Genomic DNA, 19,103 nt, shown 5'->3' on the forward strand with positions numbered 1-19,103 from the left:
AAGCCCCGGACCACCAGCGCATGAACGCCAGATCCCGCCCGCAGCCCCTGTTCCTCGGCATCGACACCGGCGGCACCTACACCGACGCGGTTCTGTGGTCCGAGGACCACGGCGTCGCCGCCAAAGCCAAGGCGCTGACCACCCGCCACGACCTGGCGGTCGGCATATCGGGTGCCGTCGACGCAGTGCTGGACAAGGCCCATGTCGACCCCGCCGCCATCAAGCTGGTGTCGATGTCGACGACGCTTGCCACCAACGCGCTGGTCGAGGGCCAGGGCGGACGCGTGGCGCTGGTGATGATAGGCTTTTCCGAGGCCGATCTCGCCCGCGACGGCCTCAAGACCGCGCTCGGAACCGATCCGCTGGTGCTGTGCGCCGGTGGTCACGACGTTCACGGCAATGCCCGCACGCTGGAGCTGGCCGAGCTTGAGAAAGCCCTGTCGGAGCTGGCGAAATCCGTCTCGGGCTTTGCCGTGTGCGCCTATTTCGCCACCCGCAACCCGGCGCATGAGATCGCCGCGCGCGACCTGATCCGCCAGAAGACCGGCCTGCCGGTGACGGCCAGCCACGAGCTCTCTTCCAAACTCGGCGGCCCGCGCCGGGCGCTGACAACGCTGCTTAACGCCCGCCTGATCTCGATGATCGACCGCCTTGTCGCTGCAACCGAAGGTTTTCTGGAGCAACGCAAGATCAACGCGCCGCTGATGGTGGTGCGTGGCGATGGCGCGCTGGTTTCGGCCGAGTTCGCCCGCCAGCGCCCGATCGAGACCATCCTCTCAGGCCCCGCCGCGAGCCTCGTCGGCGCGCGCTACATGACCGGGCTCGACAATGCGGTGGTGTCCGACATCGGCGGCACGACGACAGATGTTGCCGTGCTCGACAATGGCCGTCCGCGGCTCGACCCCGAGGGCGCTACCGTCGGTGGTTTCCGCACCATGGTCGAGGCGGTCGCCATGCGCACCTTCGGCCTCGGTGGCGATTCCGAAGTGACGCTGGAAGACGGCGGCCTGAAGCCAAAAATGTCGCTCGGACCTCGCCGCCTGGTGCCGCTGGCGCTCGCCGGCATGATGCATGGCGAGGCGGTGACGAGCGAACTGGAGCGCCAGCTGCGCGCCCCCAATCCGGGGCGCATGGATGGCCGCTTCGCCGTCCGCACCGGCGTGCCGGAACACCTGGCAGCTGGCCTGACGGCGCCGGAGGCAAAGCTCTACGACACGATCACCGCGGTGCCGCTGCCCATCGACCGGCTTTTGACCTCCAATGCCCAAAGCGCCACGCTCAACCGCCTGGTGTCGCGCGGGCTGGTCCATGTCTGTGGCTTCACCCCCTCCGATGCCGCCCATGTGTTGGGCAGGCAGGCCAATTGGGATGAAACCGCCGCGCGGCTTGGTGCCGAGCTTTTTTCCCGCAAGCGCGACGGACGTGGCCAGCCGATCGCAGCGACCCCCGAAGCATTGGCCGAACGTGTGCTGGCGACGCTGACCCGCCTCTCGGCTGAAGTCATCTTGGAAACGGCATTCGCCGAGGACGGGCTCGATGGTGCGGCGACCGTCGCTCACGCTCTGGTCCAGCGCGCCGTCGATGGCCATGAGGGCATCGCCCGTCTGTCTGTCGCGCTCGACCGCCCGGTCATTGGTCTCGGTGCCTCAGCACCCTTGCATTATGCCGGCCTGCCGCCGCTGGTCGGCAATGAATGCGTGGTGCCTGAGGACACCGACGTTGCCAATGCGCTTGGCGCTGTGGTCGGACAGGTGCGCGTGACGGCAGAAGCGCGTGTCAGTCAGCCCAAGGAGGGGCTGTTCCGGCTATCGGTCGGCGAGATCCTGCGGGATTTCCTCGACGAGGAAACGGCGATGGCCGCAGCCGAGGCCGAGGCGCGCGCCATCGTGGCCGTTCGCGCCAGCGATGCCGGCACCGACGCTGCCGAAGTCGAGATCGTAACCGAGATCAACGTGTCGACGGTCGAGGGCCAGCGCATGTTCATCGAGGCCCATGTCGTGGCGGTTGCCGCAGGTCGTCCCCGGATTGCGGTCTGACGGCTAAATCGGTTCGCTGCGGCGATAGGCGGCAAGCCAATTGCTGCCTTGCAAAATTGGACGAATTGACCCTGCGCGCTTTGCGTGTCAAACGCCCGAAAACCTATTTTGACCGCCCCAGCGGCCCCGGAATTCTGGAGTTTATATTATGACCGACCTCGTTGAGCTTTTCGGCCTTCGCGTTTCTCGCGAACTGCACGACTTTGTTGTTTCGGAGGCTTTGCCCGGGACTGGGGTCGATGCTGCAAAGTTCTGGGAAGGTTTTGCCGAGATCGTCCATGATCTTGGGCCCAAGAACCGGGCGCTGCTCGAAAAGCGCGACGATTTCCAGCTCAAGCTCGATGCCTGGTACCGCAAGCATGGCGCGCCGCACGACATGGCCGCCTACAAGGCGTTTTTGAGCGAGATCGGCTATCTCGTGCCCGAAGGCCCGGCCTTTGCAGTCACCACCGACAATGTCGACGCCGAGATCGCCACCGTCGCTGGGCCGCAGCTGGTCGTGCCGGTGATGAATGCGCGTTATGCGCTGAACGCAGCCAACGCACGCTGGGGTTCGCTCTATGATGCGCTCTACGGCACCGATGCGATTTCCGATGCCGATGGCGCGGAGAAGACCAAGGGCTACAATCCCAAGCGCGGCGCCAAGGTGATTGCCTGGGCCAAGTCGTTCCTGGATGAAGCGGCACCGTTGTCTGAGGGCAGCTGGGCTGACGTCACCGGTCTTGCGGTCGACGCTGGCAAGCTGGTGCTGACGGCGGCATCCGGCGCGGTTGCCCTGCGTGATGCAAAACAGTTCGTTGGTTATCGCGGTGCCGGGGAAACAAATCCCGATGCGGTGGTGCTGGTGAAGAACGGCCTGCATGTCGAGGTCGTGATCAACCGCGACAGCGCGATCGGCAAGACCGATCCGGCCGGCATCTCCGACATGGTGCTGGAGTCCGCGCTTACCACCATCCAGGACTGCGAGGATTCGGTTGCAGCGGTCGACGCCGAAGACAAGGTTTTGGTCTACCGCAACTGGCTCGGCCTGATGCGCGGTGACCTGTCCGAGACCTTCGACAAGGGCGGCAAGCCTGTCACCCGCAAGCTCAATGGCGACCGTGAGTACACCGGTCCCGATGGCGGTGCCGTGTCGCTGCCCGGCCGCTCATTGATGCTGGTGCGCAATGTCGGCCACCTGATGACCAATCCGGCCATCCTCGACCGCGACGGTCATGAAGTGCCTGAAGGCATCATGGACGCGGCGATCACCGCCTTGATCGCGTTGCACGATGTCGGCGCCAATGGGCGTCGCATGAACTCCCGCGCCGGCTCGATGTATGTCGTCAAGCCGAAGATGCACGGCCCCGACGAAGTCGCCTTCGCCGTCGAGATCTTCGACCGGGTCGAGCGCCTTGTCGGCATGCCCCGGAAAACCATCAAGATGGGCATCATGGACGAGGAGCGGCGCACCACCATCAACCTCAAGGAGTGCATCCGCGCCGCCAAGGAACGCGTAGTGTTCATCAACACCGGCTTCCTCGATCGCACCGGCGACGAAATCCACACCTCGATGGAAGCAGGTCCCATGGTGCGCAAGGGCGACATGAAGCAGGCGCCGTGGATTTCGGCCTACGAAGCCTGGAACGTCGACACCGGGCTTGAATGCGGCCTGTCGGGCCATGCCCAGATCGGCAAGGGCATGTGGGCGATGCCGGATTTGATGGCAGCGATGCTGGAGCAGAAGATCGCCCACCCACGTGCTGGCGCCAACACCGCCTGGGTGCCGTCGCCGACGGCGGCCACGCTGCACGCCACCCACTACCACAAGGTCGATGTCCACGCGGTGCAGGAGCAGCTCAAGTCCCGCCCCAAGGCGCGGCTCGACGACATCCTGTCGGTGCCTGTCGTTGTCCGTCCCAACTGGACGCCTGACGAGATCCAGCGCGAACTCGACAACAATTCCCAAGGCATCCTCGGTTATGTCGTGCGCTGGATCGACCAGGGCGTCGGCTGCTCCAAGGTGCCAGACATCAACGACGTTGGCCTGATGGAAGACCGCGCCACCTTGCGCATCTCCTCCCAGCATATCGCCAACTGGCTGCGCCACGATGTCTGCTCGCATATCCAGGTGATGGATTCACTGCAGCGCATGGCGGCGATCGTCGACCGGCAAAATGTCGGCGATCCGCTCTATCGTCCGATGGCGCCTGAGTTCGACCAGTCGATCGCCTTCCGCGCCGCCTGTGACCTGGTCTTTGAAGGCCGCGCGCAGCCCAATGGCTACACCGAGCCGGTCCTGCACAAGCGCAGGCTCGAGCTGAAGGCGCAGGCGCGAGGATAATGATTCGAACGGAATGCTAAGTAGTCCGTGATAGCTTGACACCTATGATGGCGTCCCTTCGCACCCCCCTCTGGCCTGCCGGCCATCTCCCCCTCAAGGGGGGAGATCGGCAGCTTCGGTCACGGCGACCATCCTTCGGCGTTCGTGGCTGGCGAAATCAGCGGGTTTGGGTGATCTCCCCCCTTGAGGGGGAGATGGCCGGCAGGCCAAAGGGGGGTGTGCGGCGTGCTGACCTCCGACATTGCCCCCGGAGCAAGAAATGATCCTCCTCGCCATCGATTGTGCCGCAAGTCTCTGTGCCGCCTCTGTCTACGATACGGTGGCTGCCAAGGAACTCGGCCGCTCTGTGCGCGATCTCGGCAAGGGCCATGCCGAGCACCTGATGGCCGTGGTGGAAGAAGCGCTTGGACAGGCGGGCATCGCTTATGCCGATCTCGGCCTGATCGCCGTGTCCACCGGCCCCGGCTCGTTCACCGGCGTGCGCGTCGGCGTCTCTGCAACGCGCGGCTTTTCGCTCGCGCTGAAAATCCCGGCGGTTGGTGTCACCACGCTGGAAGCACTCGCCCAGGAAACACGCGATGCTCTTGGCCAACAAACCGTGCTCGCAGCACTCGACGCCGGGCGCGAAGAAATCCATGCGGCGCTCTATGATGAGACCGGCCACGTTTTGCGCGAGCCGGCGGTTCTGAGCCTGGCCGAGGCGGCCGAGATCGCTGCGTCTGGGCAGATGGCTTTGGCCGGCACTGCTGCTCGACTGGTCGCAGATGCGGTCGTGGTTGACAAGGCGTTCGCTATCGGTCCGCTGCATGCGACCGCCGACATCGGCACCTATGCGCGCCTCGCTGCCGGCAAAGAGCCCGGCGAACGGCCAAAGCCGGTCTATCTCCGTGCACCTGATGCCAAGCCGCAGGCCGGTTTTGTGCTGCCGAGGGAACAGAAATGAAGCTGCCATTCTGGCCGTTGCGCCGCGACTATGCGCTCCAGCCGCTTTCACTCGATGACAGCCCGGCATTGGCACCGCTTCATCGCGAGGATTTTGTACGTCCGTGGTCCGGAGACGAGTTTTCGTCGCTGCTTGAGCAGGACACCGTCTTCGGTTTCGCCGTGCGCGAAACCGGTCACGGCAATGAGGCCCCGATCGCCTTCGTGCTGGCGCGGCTGGCGGCGGGCGAGGCCGAAATCCTCACCATCGCGGTTTCGCGGTCGCATCGCAGGCACGGCCTGGGCTGGCGGCTGATGGATGCCGTGCTGCGCGAACTGCATGCCCAGCGCGCCGAGGCGCTGTTTCTCGAGGTCGATGAGACCAATGCGCCGGCGATCGGTCTTTATCGCCGCTTCGGCTTTCACGAGGTCGGCAAGCGCCCGAATTATTACCAGTCGGCGCAAGGCGCGACGGGCGCGCTTGTCATGCGGCTCGATCTTCGCTAGCCAGAAGCCCGGTTGAACGAGGCATTAAGCACTATATGATCGGAAAGATCCGTACGGGGCTCGCGCTCTCTTGGATGGTTGCGGCCTCACTGGTGCTTGTGCCGCTGCAGGTCATCTCGATGAAGACCGGCCTGTGGCCGGAGACCGTGATCCTGAAGATCTGGCATCGCGCCATGCTAAGGGCGCTCGGAATGCGCGTGCGCATGGTCGGCAAGATGGTCGAGACCCGGCCGCTGATGATCGCGTCCAACCACATTTCTTGGACCGACATCATGGCGCTCGGCTCGCTCGTCGATGTCACCTTCATCGCCAAGTCGGAGCTGAACGGCTGGCCGATCTTCGGCTTTCTGTCACGGCTCCAGCGCACAGTGTTCATCGAACGCGAGCGCAAGCGCAAGTCGGGCGACCAGGCCAGCGAGATCGCCCAGCGCCTTGCCGCTGGCAATGCCGTGGTGCTGTTTGCCGAAGGCAGTACCGGCGACGGGAACCTTTTGCTGCCGTTCAAGAGCACGCTGTTTGGCGCCGCCTCGATGGCGATTGCAGAGGGCGCCGCCGAGCACGTCGTGATCCAGCCGGTATCGATCGCCTATACCCGCATCCATGGCATTCCGCTGGGCCGCCTGCACCGCCCGATCGCCAGCTGGATCGGCGACATGGATCTGGTGCCGCATATCACGCAGTTGCTGGCCGAAGGTGGGCTCGACGTGGAAATCCGTTTCGGCGAGCCGATCGATTTTTCGGCCAAGTCGAGCCGCAAGGAAGCGACACGGCTGATGGAAGAGCGGGTGCGTGAAATGATGCTGGAGTCGCTCGCATCGCCGGTGCCGGCCCGACAAGCGTAAATCGTCTGTTTTTTGCCTCGGAAAGGCGCTATGAGGCGCCGCATGGAACTCGACGATATCTCCACCATAGTCCCGGCAAGCTCAGCGGAACTGGCCTCGACGGCCACAGACGCTGCCAAGAAGGTCTTCATCAAGACCTATGGCTGCCAGATGAATGTCTACGACTCGCAGCGCATGAGCGATGCGCTCATTGCCGACGGCTATGCGGCGACCGAGACCATCGAAGACGCCGACCTCATTTTGCTCAACACCTGCCATATCCGCGAGAAGGCGGCCGAAAAGGTCTATTCCCAGCTGGGACGCCTGGGCAAACTCAAGGCCGAGCGGGCGGAAAGCGGCCGCGAATTGATCGTCGGCGTCACCGGCTGCGTAGCTCAAGCTGAAGGCCGCGAGATTCTGCGCCGCGCGTCCGCAGTCGATCTGGTCGTTGGACCGCAGACCTATCATCGCTTGCCGGAAGTCGTGCGCAGGGCGCGCGGCGGCCAGAAGGTGATCGAAACCGAGTATGCGCTCGAAGATAAGTTCGAGCACCTGCCGCAGCCACGCAAGTCCGAGGTCGCCAAGCGCGGCGTCACCGCCTTCCTGACCGTGCAGGAGGGTTGCGACAAGTTCTGCACCTTCTGCGTGGTGCCTTATACCAGGGGCTCGGAAGTGTCGCGCTCCGTTGCCCAGATCGTCACCGAAGCCGAACGGCTGGCCGAGGCCGGCGTGCGCGAAGTCACACTGCTGGGCCAGAACGTCAACGCCTGGCACGGCGAGGGCGCCGACGGCAAGGAATGGGGCCTTGGACGGCTGCTTTATCGGCTCGCCGAAATCCCCGGCATTGCCAGGCTGCGCTACACCACCAGCCATCCGCGCGACATGGACGATGAGCTGATCGCGGCCCATCGCGATTTGGGTGCGCTGATGCCTTATTTGCATCTGCCGGTGCAGTCGGGCTCGGACCGTATCCTCAAGGCGATGAACCGCCGGCATACCGCCGCCGATTATCTCAAGCTGATCGAGCGCATCCGCACCGCGCGTCCCGACATCGCCATGTCTGGCGATTTCATTGTCGGTTTTCCAGGCGAGACGGACGAAGATTTCGAGGCTACGATGGAGATCGTGCGCGCCACCAATTACGCCTCGGCCTATACGTTCAAATATTCGCCGCGCCCCGGCACGCCTGGCGCCGAGATGGATTGCCATGTCGAGGAAAACGTCAAGGACGAGCGCCTGCAAAGGCTGCAGCAGCTGATCACCCAGCAGCAGCACGCCTTCGCCGACGGGCTGGTCGGACAGACCATTTCGACGCTGATCGAAAAGCCCGGCCGCGAGCCCGGCCAGATCGTTGGACGCTCACCTTGGCTGCAGCCGGTTATTGTTGATGAAAAGGCCGGCGAAATCGGTGACATTATCAATGTGCGAATCACGAAGACAGGCACCAACAGCCTGTTCGCCGAAGCGGTCTGATCGGCCGTACGGCAGATGAGGAGAGACGGTTGAGCGCTGCTGAACTCAAGAACCTGCCCTCCGGGGCGTCTGACATGGCGCACATCGTACTGACCTTCGACAACAACAAGCTAGCCAGTGCGCTTTATGGCCAGTTCGACGAGAACCTGGCCCGTCTCGAACAGAAACTCGGCGTCGACATCCGCTCGCGCGGCAATCAACTGACCATTAAGGGCAGCGCCACCGCATCCGAACAGGCGCGCCGCGCGCTTGATCATCTTTATGCCATCCTGCAGAAAGGCGGCGAAGTGGCCCAGTCCGACGTAGACGGCGCCGTGCGCATGGCGGTTGCCCCTGACGACCAGCTGACGCTGCCGACGCTTGAGCGCAAGGGCAAGATGGCGGCGGCTCAGATTTCGACGCGCAAGCGCACCATCTATGCCCGCTCGCTCAACCAGGACGCCTATATGCGCGCGCTGGAGCGCTCGGAGCTGGTGTTCGGCATCGGCCCGGCTGGTACCGGCAAGACTTATCTCGCTGTCGCGCATGCCGCCATGCTGCTCGAACGCGGCATGGTCGAGCGCATCATCCTGTCGCGTCCGGCGGTGGAAGCGGGCGAACGCTTGGGCTTCCTGCCCGGCGACATGAAGGAAAAGGTCGATCCTTACCTGCGTCCGCTCTATGACGCGCTTTACGACATGATGCCGGCCGACAAGGTCGAGCGCGCCATTGCCGCCGAAGTGATCGAGATCGCCCCGCTCGCCTTCATGCGCGGCCGCACGCTGGCGCACGCCGCCGTCATCCTCGACGAGGCGCAGAACACCACCTCGATGCAGATGAAGATGTTCTTGACCCGCCTGGGCGAGAACTCGCGCATGATCATCACCGGCGATCCGACCCAGATCGACCTGCCGCCCAACACCAAGTCGGGCCTGGTTGAGGCATTGCGTATCCTCGACGGTGTGCCAGGTGCGGTTACGGTGCGCTTCAACGACACCGACGTGGTTCGCCACCCGCTCGTCGCCGAGATCGTACGGGCCTATGACCGCGACGGCAAGGTCGCGCGCGGCCTTGGCACCGAGGGTTGATCGGGAACGGTTTTGGTTATGCCTGACAAGAAAACACCGGTGTCCTCCGTCGCGGAGGACGGCCTCGACATCGACCTGATGATCGAGGAAGGCGCCTGGCCCAGCGAAGAAGCTTTGAGGGCGCTGGTCGACCGCGCCGTGCCTGCGGCCTTGGCCGAGGCCGAGGTGGAAATTGTCGACGGCGTCGAACTGAGCCTGGTCTTCACCGACGACGACAGCATCCAGAGCCTCAACGCCGAATGGCGTCAAAAAGACAAGCCAACCAATGTCTTGTCGTTTCCGGCCTTCCCCATGGCGCCGGGCGATCCGCTGCCGCCGATGCTCGGCGACATCGTTTTGGCCTATGAGACGGTGGTGCGCGAGGCCGAGCTTGAACAAAAGCCGCTCGAAAACCACATCACCCACCTCATAATCCACGGACTCCTGCATCTTTTGGGGTATGATCACGAGACCGACGAGGAAGCCGAGGAGATGGAAGCCCTGGAGCGTCAGGCTCTGGCGAGGCTTGCCATTCCCGATCCCTACGCGTAACAGGGGCGATCAACGACCGGAAGACGATGAACGACAAAACAGAGACTGCCGCCACGCCCGAAGCGGGAACCGCGGCAAAGGCCTCCGACCAGAACGAGGACGGACCTAGTAGCAGTGCGCCGTTACACGCGACGCACGACCCCCAGGCCGATCGGCCATCCTTCATTGAGCGGCTGACCAGGCTTTTCCGTCACCGCAGCAATGGCACCAATATCCGCGAGGAAATTGTCGACGCGCTGGCCGAAACCGGCAGCGACGCCGACTCATTTTCGCCCGGCGAACGCGCCATGCTCAACAACATCCTCAGGCTCCGCGAAGTCAGGGTCGAGGACGTCATGGTGCCGCGCGCCGACATCGAGGCGATTGAGCTCTCGACCACGCTTGGCGAACTGCTTGCGGTGTTCGAACAGTCCGGCCATTCGCGCATGCCGGTCTATGTCGAGACCCTCGACGACCCGCGCGGCATGGTCCACATTCGTGACGTGCTCGCTCACATCACCCGTGGTGCGCGCGTCAAGAAGGGCAGGGCACGCAAGGCGCAACCCGCCGACGTGCAGATCGATCTCGCGCAGGTCGACCTCAAGCGCAACATTGGCGAGTTGAACCTCATCCGCACGGTGCTGTTTGTGCCGCCGTCCATGCTGGCCTCGGATTTGATGACCCGCATGCAGGCGACGCGCACCCAGATGGCGCTGGTCATCGATGAATATGGCGGCACCGACGGGCTGGTTTCGCTCGAAGACATCGTCGAGATGGTCGTCGGCGACATCGAAGACGAACATGACGACGACGAACCGATGATCACCCAGGCGGGAGACGGCGTTTATGTCGTCGACGGCAAGGCCGAGATCGAGGAGGTCGCCAAGGTCCTCGGTGAGGAATTCTCGCCCGGCGAACACAGCGAATATGTCGATACGATCGGCGGCATGATTTTCAATGCGCTTGGCCGCGTGCCGGCCCGGGGCGAAGTCGTGCAGGCGATTCCGGGCTTCGAGTTCCACGTGCTCGACGCTGACCCGCGCCGCGTCAAGCGCGTGCGCATCGTCCATAGCTTGAAGAGCGAGCGCCGCCGCCGCGCCAAGGCTGAGCAGGCGTGAGCCTGGCCTGCCTGGGCGGTCCGCCATTTGGTGCCGCCTTGCGGTGCTGCTACACCTTCGATCCGTGATTCTGGGAGAGGGGCACGGATGGAGCGCCACGCTGGGCGGATAATTCTGCTGTGGGGATGGAAAAGAGCGCTGGTCGCCTTTGTGGCCGGCGCTTTCGCCGTTCTGGGCCAAGCGCCCTACGACTTTTTCGCCGCCTGCTTCGTTTCTTTCCCGATCCTGGTGTGGCTGCTTGACGGTGCTGTCGCAGACAGGCCTGCAGGCTTCCTGCGCCGCCTCATGCCTGCCTTCGCCACCGGCTGGTGGTTCGGTTTCGGCTATTTCCTTGCCGGGCTGTGGTGGGTCGGTGGGGCGCTTTTGGTCGAAGCCGAGAGTTTTGCCTGGGCGCTGCCTTTTGCCGTCGTCGGTATTCCGCTGATTCTGGCCTTCTTCTACGGCTTTGCCGCTGCATTGGCCCGGCTGTTGTGGAGCGACGGCATCGGCCGTATTGCGGCACTCGCCTTCGCCTTCGGCTTGGCCGAATGGCTGCGCACCTTCTTGTTCACCGGCTTTCCGTGGAACCCGCTGGGCTTTGCCGCCATGCCCGTGCCGCTGTTCATGCAGAGCGTGGCGGTAGTCGGCGTCACCGGCATGAACGTGCTTGCTGTCTTTGTCTTTGCCATGCCCGCGCTGCTTGCCGACCGGCGCAATCTCAAGCTCGGTTTCTCATTGGCGGCGGTGCTGGTCGCCGCCCACACCGTCTACGGCTATTACAGGCTGGCAGCACCCGCCGCGCCGACTGGCCGGACGATCAATGTCCGTCTCGTCCAGCCCAATATCGACCTCAGCGAAAAATGGGATGGCCGTGTCCGCGACCGCATCTTTGCCGGCATGCTGCAGTTGTCGGCCGAGGCACCGAAACCGGGCGCCAAGAAGCCCGACCTCATCGTATGGCCTGAGACCTCAGTGCCCTTTCTTTTCACCGAACGGCCCGACGCGCTGGTGGCGATCGGCGACATGCTGGCCGAAGGCCAGATGTTGATGGCTGGCACAGTGCGCGAGGAAGGCGAGTCGTCAGCCGACGCGGAAGCCCGCTATTACAATTCCGTCGTCAGCATCAACGACAAGGGCGAAATCGTGGATGCTGTCGACAAGGTCCACCTTGTTCCCTTCGGCGAATATATCCCGTTCGCTGGCCTGATGGAGCGCATCGGGCTCACTCAACTTGTCGCTGGGCCGATGAATTTCACCGCAGGCACCAGTCGCCGGCCGCTCGACCTGCCTGGCGGTCTGAAGGCGGCAGCATTCGTCTGCTATGAAATAATTTTTCCCCGCCTAGTTGCAGTTGACGCGGCGTCAACTCAGATTATGGTAAATGTCACCAACGATGCGTGGTTTGGCGATACCCCGGGTCCGTATCAGCATTTCCGGCAGTCGCAAGTCCGCGCGGTGGAAAACGGGTTGCCGGTCCTGCGCGCGGCCAACACAGGAATTTCCGGCATTGTCGACCCAAGCGGGCGAGTTGTGGATGCACTTGCGATGAATGTTCGCGGCATCATCGATTTCTCGCTTCCGGTGGCCGCCGCTGGCGCCGCCCCGACGCCGCATTCGCGCGTTAATGGTTTCCTGATCATGTTCGTCATTGCCGTTGCGGCAAGTGGCTTGAAGCTCAGGCAGAGGCTCAGGGCGAATTGACACTGCGGTTGTTAGAAACTCATATGCCCACGCGCGGCGAGATGCTGCGCCAATCGGCGTTCAGATCCGAGCGTTATAAATTGCCCTGAAGTGGGTTATCTGCCCAAAAAATAAGCTGGGAAAATCCGGCGAGGAAAGACAGTGGAAAAAGAAAACAAGAAGAAACCAAATCCGACCGACGTATACGTCGGCGGTAGAATTCGTCTGCGACGCAACATGTTGGGAATGAGCCAGGAAAAGCTTGGAGAAAGCTTAGGGATCACCTTCCAGCAAATCCAGAAATACGAAAAAGGAACAAACCGCGTCGGAGCGAGTCGCCTTCAGGCCATCGCTTCGATCCTCAGCGTTCCGGTCGCTTTCTTCTTCGAGGACGCTCCGGGAGCCGAAGGTGTCGAACATAAAGGGCTGGCGGAAGATTCTTCCACCTCTTTCGTGGTCAATTTTCTCAGCAGCGCCGAAGGCCTGCAGCTCAACCGCGCTTTTGCCCGGATTTCCAACCCCAAAATTCGGCGCAAAGTCATCGAATTGGCCAAGGTTCTGGCCGACGACGAAGAGCAGTAATGCCAGAGCGCCGTGCGCCCGAATGGACGCACAACTGACGCTTTAGTGTCTGAAATTTCGCATCATGCTTTCTGAAAATCGGCTCCGATATTCAGGTCGATGCGCTGTGCGACGGCGATGCGCCGTCGCCACGCTCTTGCAATAACTGGCCTTCCGCGACGAAAGCCTGCTTGACGAGGTCTGGCAGGCTTCGCTAACACGTGTCGCGCCAAAGATCGGCATCGCGCCGATCGCTTTCCAGAGGGGACATCCCGTGCAGCGGCAGAATTATCTCTTCACTTCCGAGTCCGTATCCGAAGGCCACCCCGATAAGGTGTGCGACCGCATTTCCGATGAGATCGTCGATCTCGTCTACCGTGAAGCCAAAAAGACCGGCATGGATCCGTGGAAGGTCCGCGTTGCCTGTGAAACGCTTGCAACCACCAACCGCGTTGTGATCGCCGGCGAAGTTCGCGTGCCCGACACGCTGCTCAAGAAAGACAAGAACGGCCAGATCGTGAAGGACGCAGCCGGCCATCCGGTCGTCAATCCGTCCAAGTTCAAAGCGGTGGCTCGCAAGGCCATCCGCGCGATCGGCTACGAGCAGGCCGGCTTCCACTGGAAGACCGCCCGCATCGACGTGCTGCTGCACGGCCAGTCGCCTGACATCGGCCAGGGCGTCGACAGCGCTTCCGACCGCCAGGGCGAAGAAGGCGCGGGCGACCAGGGCATCATGTTCGGTTATGCCTGCCGCGAGACGCCGGACCTGATGCCGGCGCCGATCTACTACAGCCACAAGATCCTCGAACTGCTCGCCACCGCCCGCCACGAGAACAAGGGCGACGCCGGCAAGCTTGGCCCTGACGCCAAGAGCCAGGTCACCGTGCGCTATCAGGACGGCAAGGCCCACGAAGTCACGCAGATCGTGCTTTCCACCCAGCACCTCGACGGCAGCTGGGATTCAGGCAAGGTCCGCAAGGTCGTGGAGCCCTACATCCGTGAAGCCCTTGGCGAACTCGAAATCGCCAATGACTGCAACTGGTACATCAACCCGACCGGCAAGTTTGTCATCGGCGGTCCTGACGGCGACGCCGGCCTGACCGGCCGCAAGATCATCGTCGACACCTACGGCGGTGCTGCCCCGCATGGCGGCGGCGCGTTCTCCGGCAAGGACACCACCAAGGTCGATCGTTCGGCAGCCTATGCCGCGCGCTATCTCGCCAAGAACGTGGTTGCCGCCAAGCTTGCCGAGCGCTGCACCATCCAGCTGTCCTACGCCATCGGCGTTGCCCAGCCGCTGTCGGTCTATGTCGACCTGCACGGCACCGGCAAGGTTGATGAGGCGGTGCTGGAAGATGCACTGCGCCAGGTCATGGACCTGTCGCCGTCGGGCATCCGTCGTCACCTCGACCTCAACAAGCCGATCTACGCCAAGACCTCATCCTACGGCCATTTCGGCCGCAAGGCCGGTCGCGACGGTTCTTTCTCGTGGGAAAAGACCGACCTGGTGAAGGCACTCAAGGATGCGGTCGCCGCTTAAGGCGACCGTGGTATCTATGGAACAGGAACCGCGCCGCAGTCGCACCAGCGAAGCCTTTTTCGGGCGGCGGCGCGGCAAGTCCATTCGCCCGCATCAGGCGGAAGCGCTTGAAACAGGACTGGCCCGCCTTGGCATCGACCTTGGCGTGGCCGCTCCTGCCGATCTTCGCACGATGTTTGAAGCCGAGGTGTCCAAGGTCAAGCTGGAGATCGGCTTCGGCGGCGGCGAGCACCTTCGCCACATCGCCGCGAACAATCCGGATGTAGGCTTCATCGGCATCGAACCTTTCGTCAACGGCATGGCCAAGATGACGGCGGTGCTCGACGAAAACCCGCTCGCCAACATCCGCCTCTATGACGAAGACGCCACCCAGCTGCTCGACTGGCTGCCGGAGGCCTCGCTAGACGGCATCGACCTGCTCTATCCCGACCCGTGGCGGAAGAAGAAGCACTGGAAGCGCCGCTTCGTCAGCCCGGTCAATCTCGACCGCTTCGCCCGTGTGCTGAAAAGCGGCGCGAAATTCCGCTTTGCCTCCGACATCGACACCTACGTCAACTGGACGCTGCAGCACTGCCGCGCCCATCCTGCCTTCGAGTGGCAGGCGGCCGACGCCCGCGACTGGCACACGCCTTATGAGGGCTGGACGCGCACGCGCTACGAAGCCAAAGCCATCCGCGAAAACCGCACTCCGGCGTATTTGACGTTTGTGAGGGCATAGGCTGGTGCCCCCTTCGTGGGAGTAGGTGCCTGAAGGCAAATTCCGGGTGCTAGAGGGCGGAAAATCCGATCGTCCAATGGACTGGGACCCGCTCTGTATGTCTTTGCGTCACTGCATGGATTCCCGACACTCTCCGCTCGTTTCACTCGCTCACGAGGTCGGGAATGACGAACTTCATCGGCGGTTTTCGGCCAATCGTCGAGGTTGGAGATTAGCAGAGGCGTTCCCTGCATCCGTCATTCTCGACCTCGTGAGCGAGTGAAACGAGCGGAGAGTGTCGGGAATCCATGCCGTTGCGGGTGCAGATTGGCATCGATTCCCGCAGCTGCAGCTAGCTTGCAGCGCGGATCAGGTTCAAGAGTTGAGAAGGGCTCATCCCTCGGCCGCAGCAAACGCCACCCGCACCCTGAGCCCGCGTCCTTCGGCACCCGCCAAGAGTTCCAGTCGCCCGCCGAAAAGCGAGGCGATCTCCTCGACGATCGGTAGGCCAAGGCCGGCACCTGGCCTGTCGCCCGATCGCCCGCGCACAAAACGCTGGCGAACGCTTTCCATCTCCGACGCCGGAATGCCTGGCCCAGTGTCTTCGACCTCCAGCACGACCTCCGTGCCAGCGTCGAGCACCTTGACGGTGGCTTCCGCGCCGCTGCCGGCATAAGCGAGCACGTTTTCGATCAGGTTACGGATCATTTCGCTGAGCAGCATCGGTTCGCCGCGTACAAACAGTGCCCTTTCTCCGTCAAAACCGAGATCGATGCCGGCGGCATGCGCCTGGGTCACGCGGTCGGCGGTCAGTTGCTGCGCAAGCGCGGTCAGGTTGATCGCGTCGAGGTTCTTGAGCCGGTCGGACGCCGCCTCGTCGACCTTGGCGAGCAGCAACAGCTGGGCGATGACGCGCTCGGCATGGGCCACCGCCTCATCGCCCATCCGGGCCGCCTGCCGCGCCTCTTCGAGCGAGTGCGCACGCGAGGCAAGGGCAAGCTGGGTGCGGATGATGGTCAGCGGCGTGCGCAGCTGATGGCTGGCATTGCCGGTGAAATGGCGCATGGCGCCCAGTGCCGAGCCAAGCCGGCCCATGAACGAGTTGACCGTGTCGACCAGCCCGCGCACCTCCTTGGGCACCGATTGTTCGATTGGGTGCAGATCGTCAGGATTGCGTTCGGCAATCGCGTCGCGCAGCCGGTAGAGCGGGCGCAGCGAAAAGGTGACGGCGAGCCAGACGATCGCCGCTGCGCTGCCGATCAGGATGGCGAGCCTGAGCGCCGAGCGCAAAAGGATTGTCTGTGCCAGCTGGGTGCGGGCAATCGTCGTTTCGGCGATGGTGACGACGAATGGTATCGAGGTCGCACCCGTCGAGGCGGCGCGGGAGAGCGAACTCAGCCTGATCGGCTCGCCGCGGAAATTCGCGTCGGCATAACCGCTTTCCTCCTGATCGAGCCCCTGGATGACAGGCAGGTTCTGGTATCCGGTGATGAACCCCTGGGGACCGTCGACGCGGTAGAAGACGCGGTCCTGTGCCGCCGAGGTCAGCATTTCGAGCGCGACATAAGGAATGTCGACCTCAAGCGCGCCGTCCTCGGCCACCACCACGCGTTCGGCGATTGCCAGTGCCGAGCCTGCCAGTACCCGGTCGGAGACGGCGTTCGCGGTGTCCACCGCCTCGCGATAGGTGTCGGCGAGCGCGATCAGGCCGATGGTGACCAGCGGCACCAGTAGCCACAACAGCAGCCGGCTGCGCAGAGAATAGGGTTTCGTCCTCGCCATCAGGGGCTTGGCAGCTTTTCGAGATAATAGCCGATGCCGCGCGCGGTCCTGACGGTCAGGCCGTAAGGCGCCAGGCGCTTGCGCAGGCGGCTGACATATTGCTCGATGGCGTTGGCGCTCAGATCTTCGTCGAAGCCGGCGAGCGATTCGATGATCGCCTGCTTGGCGACAACCTTGCCGGCGCGCATGAACAGCGTTTCCAGCAGCGCCAGTTCCCGCGCCGGAATGTCGATCGCCGCCCCGTTGGATGAAAAGCTGCGCGTGTTGAGGTCGAGCGCCACCTCGCCGAAGGTGACGGTCGCCGCCTTGAGCCCGGCGCGGCGGCGCAGCAGCGTGCGCACACGCGCCTCCAGTTCGCCAACGTCGAAGGGCTTGACCATGTAGTCGTCAGCGCCGAGGTCGAGCCCCTTCACCCGCTCATCGAGCGAATGCCGTGCCGAAAGGATCAGCACGGCCGCGTCATGCTGGCGACCGCGCATGGTGCGCAGCACGTCGAGCCCGTCCATTTCGGGCAGATTGAGATCGAGGATGACGAGGTCGAAGCGCTCGGTGGCGAGTACCGCAACCGCCGAGGCACCATCGCCGACCACGTCGACGGCATAGCCGCTGCCCTTGAGCACCGCCGCCAAGCCGCCGGCCAGCGTCGCGTTGTCCTCCACCACCAGAATGCGCAACCGAATTCTCCTTGCCCCAGCCGTTATGACGATGCCTATTCGATAGGCAAAGGTCCAGAGCCCCTTGCACGCATCTATAGCGCTTCGTCGTTGTGCCGCTCGCTTGGCTGAGGCATGGTCAGGCGATCATGCGCTTAGCCATTCTCGCCGCCCTTGTTTGCCTTTCAGCGCCCGCCTGGGCCGAGGTCACCGTCTTTCCAGCACTCAACGGCGCTTCGGACGCGCGCACGCTTGTCGTTTATTCCTCGCTCGACGCGCCTTTGGCCAAGCCGATGATCGAAGGCTTCCAGAAGGCCAATCCCGATGTCGCTGTCCGCTACGAGGAACTGCAGACGGTCGACATCTACGACCGGGTCGTGGCCGAGACCGACGCCGGCAAGGGCACTTCCGACATCGCCTTTTCCTCGGCCATGGACCTGCAGGTCAAGCTCGCCAATGACGGTTACGCCCAGGAAAGCCGGCTGCCGCTGTCCGACCGCTGGCCGCGCTGGGCCAACTGGCGCGACACTGCCTATGCGCTGACCTTCGAGCCGGCGGTGTTCGTCTATCACAAGCCGAGCTTCAAGGATGCGCCTCCACCCGCCACGCGTGGCCAGTTCGTCGATTTCCTCCAGGCCCAGGGCGACAAGGTCTATGGCCGCATCGCCACCTATGACATCGAGCGCTCCGGCGTCGGCTTCATGTTCATGGCGCGCGACCAGGAGCAATATCCCGACATCTGGTCGGTGATCCGCGCCATGGGGGCAGCGGGCGTGAAGCTCTATTCGACAAGCAGCGCGATCCTCGAACGCATCGCCGACGGGCGCTTCGTGCTTGGCTACAACATCCTGGGCTCCTATGCCGCCGACTGGGCGGCGCGCAACCCCGATGTCGGCATCGTCCTGCCCAAGGACTACACGGTGGTGATGTCGCGCATCGGCCTGGTGCCGGCTGCGGCCAAGTCGCCTGACCTCGGCCGCCGCTATCTCGAATATTTCATGTCGGCCGAGGGGCAGACGGTGATGGCGCGGCAATTGCACATTGCGGCCGTCAATCCTGATGTCTCGGGCGAAAACACCGCCAACCGGATGCAGGAGGTTCTCGGCGGCCAATTGCGCCCGGTGCCGGTCAGCCCGGGCCTGATGGTCTATCTCGACCAGGTCAAGCGATCCCGCGTCATCGAGCGCTGGAACGAGGCGCTGCGCAGCCCCTGATCATGCGATGTTCCCAAGCTGTTGCATCGGTGTCAGTCTGATGTCAGGTTGCTGCGATAGGGAAGTTTCGGCCCATCCGTTGGAGGCGGCAGGGCTCGGAAAGTTCGGGAGGACTTCGAACACGTTTCTTCAAAGGCTATCCAGCGGCGCAATATCGTCGCGTAATGGGGCCCTGGAAACGCTGCACAAGTGGCCGGCTCATTTAGACGGTCCATTCCTTC

16 protein-coding genes are annotated in these 19,103 nt (G+C 63.3%); 14 read left to right on the plus strand and 2 right to left on the minus strand.

The genetic code is table 11. The annotated features are described in order from the left end of the window. Nucleotides 1-20 precede the first annotated feature (20 nt). From AC1DLV_RS01445 to trmB, 13 genes are all read left to right on the plus strand, one after another. Nucleotides 21-2,036: a hydantoinase/oxoprolinase N-terminal domain-containing protein gene (locus AC1DLV_RS01445; protein WP_476800332.1), complete on the plus strand. Its 2,016-nt coding sequence runs from the start codon at nucleotides 21-23 to the stop codon at nucleotides 2,034-2,036. Nucleotides 2,037-2,184: 148 nt separating this feature from the next. After that, nucleotides 2,185-4,359, plus strand: coding sequence for a malate synthase G (locus AC1DLV_RS01450; protein ID WP_476836102.1), 2,175 nt, complete (start codon nucleotides 2,185-2,187; stop codon nucleotides 4,357-4,359). Nucleotides 4,360-4,618: 259 nt separating this feature from the next. Next, the gene (tsaB, locus tag AC1DLV_RS01455) at nucleotides 4,619-5,302 is read left to right on the plus strand and encodes a tRNA (adenosine(37)-N6)-threonylcarbamoyltransferase complex dimerization subunit type 1 TsaB (protein WP_476799830.1); all 684 of its coding nucleotides are present in this window, start codon (nucleotides 4,619-4,621) and stop codon (nucleotides 5,300-5,302) included. Beyond that, nucleotides 5,299-5,787, plus strand: a complete 489-nt coding sequence (locus tag AC1DLV_RS01460; RefSeq protein WP_476799829.1) for a GNAT family N-acetyltransferase — start codon at nucleotides 5,299-5,301, stop codon at nucleotides 5,785-5,787. The genes tsaB and AC1DLV_RS01460 overlap by 4 nt, the downstream gene beginning before the upstream one ends. Nucleotides 5,788-5,822: 35 nt before the next feature. Further along, nucleotides 5,823-6,629, plus strand: coding sequence for a lyso-ornithine lipid O-acyltransferase (olsA, locus tag AC1DLV_RS01465; RefSeq protein ID WP_476799828.1), 807 nt, complete (start codon nucleotides 5,823-5,825; stop codon nucleotides 6,627-6,629). Between the two features lie 42 nt (nucleotides 6,630-6,671). Continuing rightward, on the plus strand, nucleotides 6,672-8,081 hold the full coding sequence (gene miaB / locus AC1DLV_RS01470) for a tRNA (N6-isopentenyl adenosine(37)-C2)-methylthiotransferase MiaB (protein ID WP_476799827.1): 1,410 nt from the start codon (nucleotides 6,672-6,674) through the stop codon (nucleotides 8,079-8,081). Nucleotides 8,082-8,155: 74 nt separating this feature from the next. Further along, nucleotides 8,156-9,148: a PhoH family protein gene (locus tag AC1DLV_RS01475; RefSeq protein ID WP_476799845.1), complete on the plus strand. Its 993-nt coding sequence runs from the start codon at nucleotides 8,156-8,158 to the stop codon at nucleotides 9,146-9,148. An 18-nt stretch (nucleotides 9,149-9,166) separates the two neighbouring features. Then, nucleotides 9,167-9,679, plus strand: a complete 513-nt coding sequence (gene ybeY, locus AC1DLV_RS01480; RefSeq protein WP_476799826.1) for an rRNA maturation RNase YbeY — start codon at nucleotides 9,167-9,169, stop codon at nucleotides 9,677-9,679. Nucleotides 9,680-9,705: 26 nt separating this feature from the next. Further along, entirely contained in the window at nucleotides 9,706-10,776 is a 1,071-nt protein-coding gene (locus AC1DLV_RS01485) for a hemolysin family protein (protein ID WP_476799825.1), read from the plus strand. A gap of 87 nt (nucleotides 10,777-10,863) precedes the next feature. Then, a complete protein-coding gene (gene lnt, locus AC1DLV_RS01490) occupies nucleotides 10,864-12,456 on the plus strand; it encodes an apolipoprotein N-acyltransferase (RefSeq protein ID WP_476799824.1) in 1,593 nt (530 codons plus the stop codon). Nucleotides 12,457-12,597: 141 nt separating this feature from the next. Continuing rightward, nucleotides 12,598-13,017: a helix-turn-helix domain-containing protein gene (locus AC1DLV_RS01495; protein ID WP_476799823.1), complete on the plus strand. Its 420-nt coding sequence runs from the start codon at nucleotides 12,598-12,600 to the stop codon at nucleotides 13,015-13,017. Between the two features lie 253 nt (nucleotides 13,018-13,270). Further along, nucleotides 13,271-14,536: a methionine adenosyltransferase gene (gene metK, locus AC1DLV_RS01500; RefSeq protein ID WP_476799822.1), complete on the plus strand. Its 1,266-nt coding sequence runs from the start codon at nucleotides 13,271-13,273 to the stop codon at nucleotides 14,534-14,536. A gap of 16 nt (nucleotides 14,537-14,552) precedes the next feature. Then, nucleotides 14,553-15,254, plus strand: a complete 702-nt coding sequence (gene trmB / locus AC1DLV_RS01505; protein ID WP_476799821.1) for a tRNA (guanine(46)-N(7))-methyltransferase TrmB — start codon at nucleotides 14,553-14,555, stop codon at nucleotides 15,252-15,254. A 372-nt stretch (nucleotides 15,255-15,626) separates the two neighbouring features. Here the strand turns inward: trmB and AC1DLV_RS01510 are convergent, their stop codons facing one another. Both AC1DLV_RS01510 and AC1DLV_RS01515 read right to left on the minus strand, forming a co-directional pair. Further along, on the minus strand, nucleotides 15,627-17,015 hold the full coding sequence (locus AC1DLV_RS01510) for a sensor histidine kinase N-terminal domain-containing protein (RefSeq protein ID WP_476799820.1): 1,389 nt from the start codon (nucleotides 17,013-17,015) through the stop codon (nucleotides 15,627-15,629). Next, on the minus strand, nucleotides 17,015-17,689 hold the full coding sequence (locus AC1DLV_RS01515; RefSeq protein ID WP_476786315.1) for a response regulator: 675 nt from the start codon (nucleotides 17,687-17,689) through the stop codon (nucleotides 17,015-17,017). The genes AC1DLV_RS01510 and AC1DLV_RS01515 overlap by 1 nt, the downstream gene beginning before the upstream one ends. A 128-nt stretch (nucleotides 17,690-17,817) precedes the next feature. On the opposite strand from AC1DLV_RS01515, the gene AC1DLV_RS01520 reads away from it, so the two are divergent. Then, complete coding sequence (locus AC1DLV_RS01520; protein ID WP_476799819.1) at nucleotides 17,818-18,882, plus strand: ABC transporter substrate-binding protein; 1,065 nt, start codon at nucleotides 17,818-17,820, stop codon at nucleotides 18,880-18,882. Nucleotides 18,883-19,103 lie beyond the last annotated feature (221 nt).

It is taken from the genome of Aminobacter sp. 01T433, from assembly GCF_056398585.1.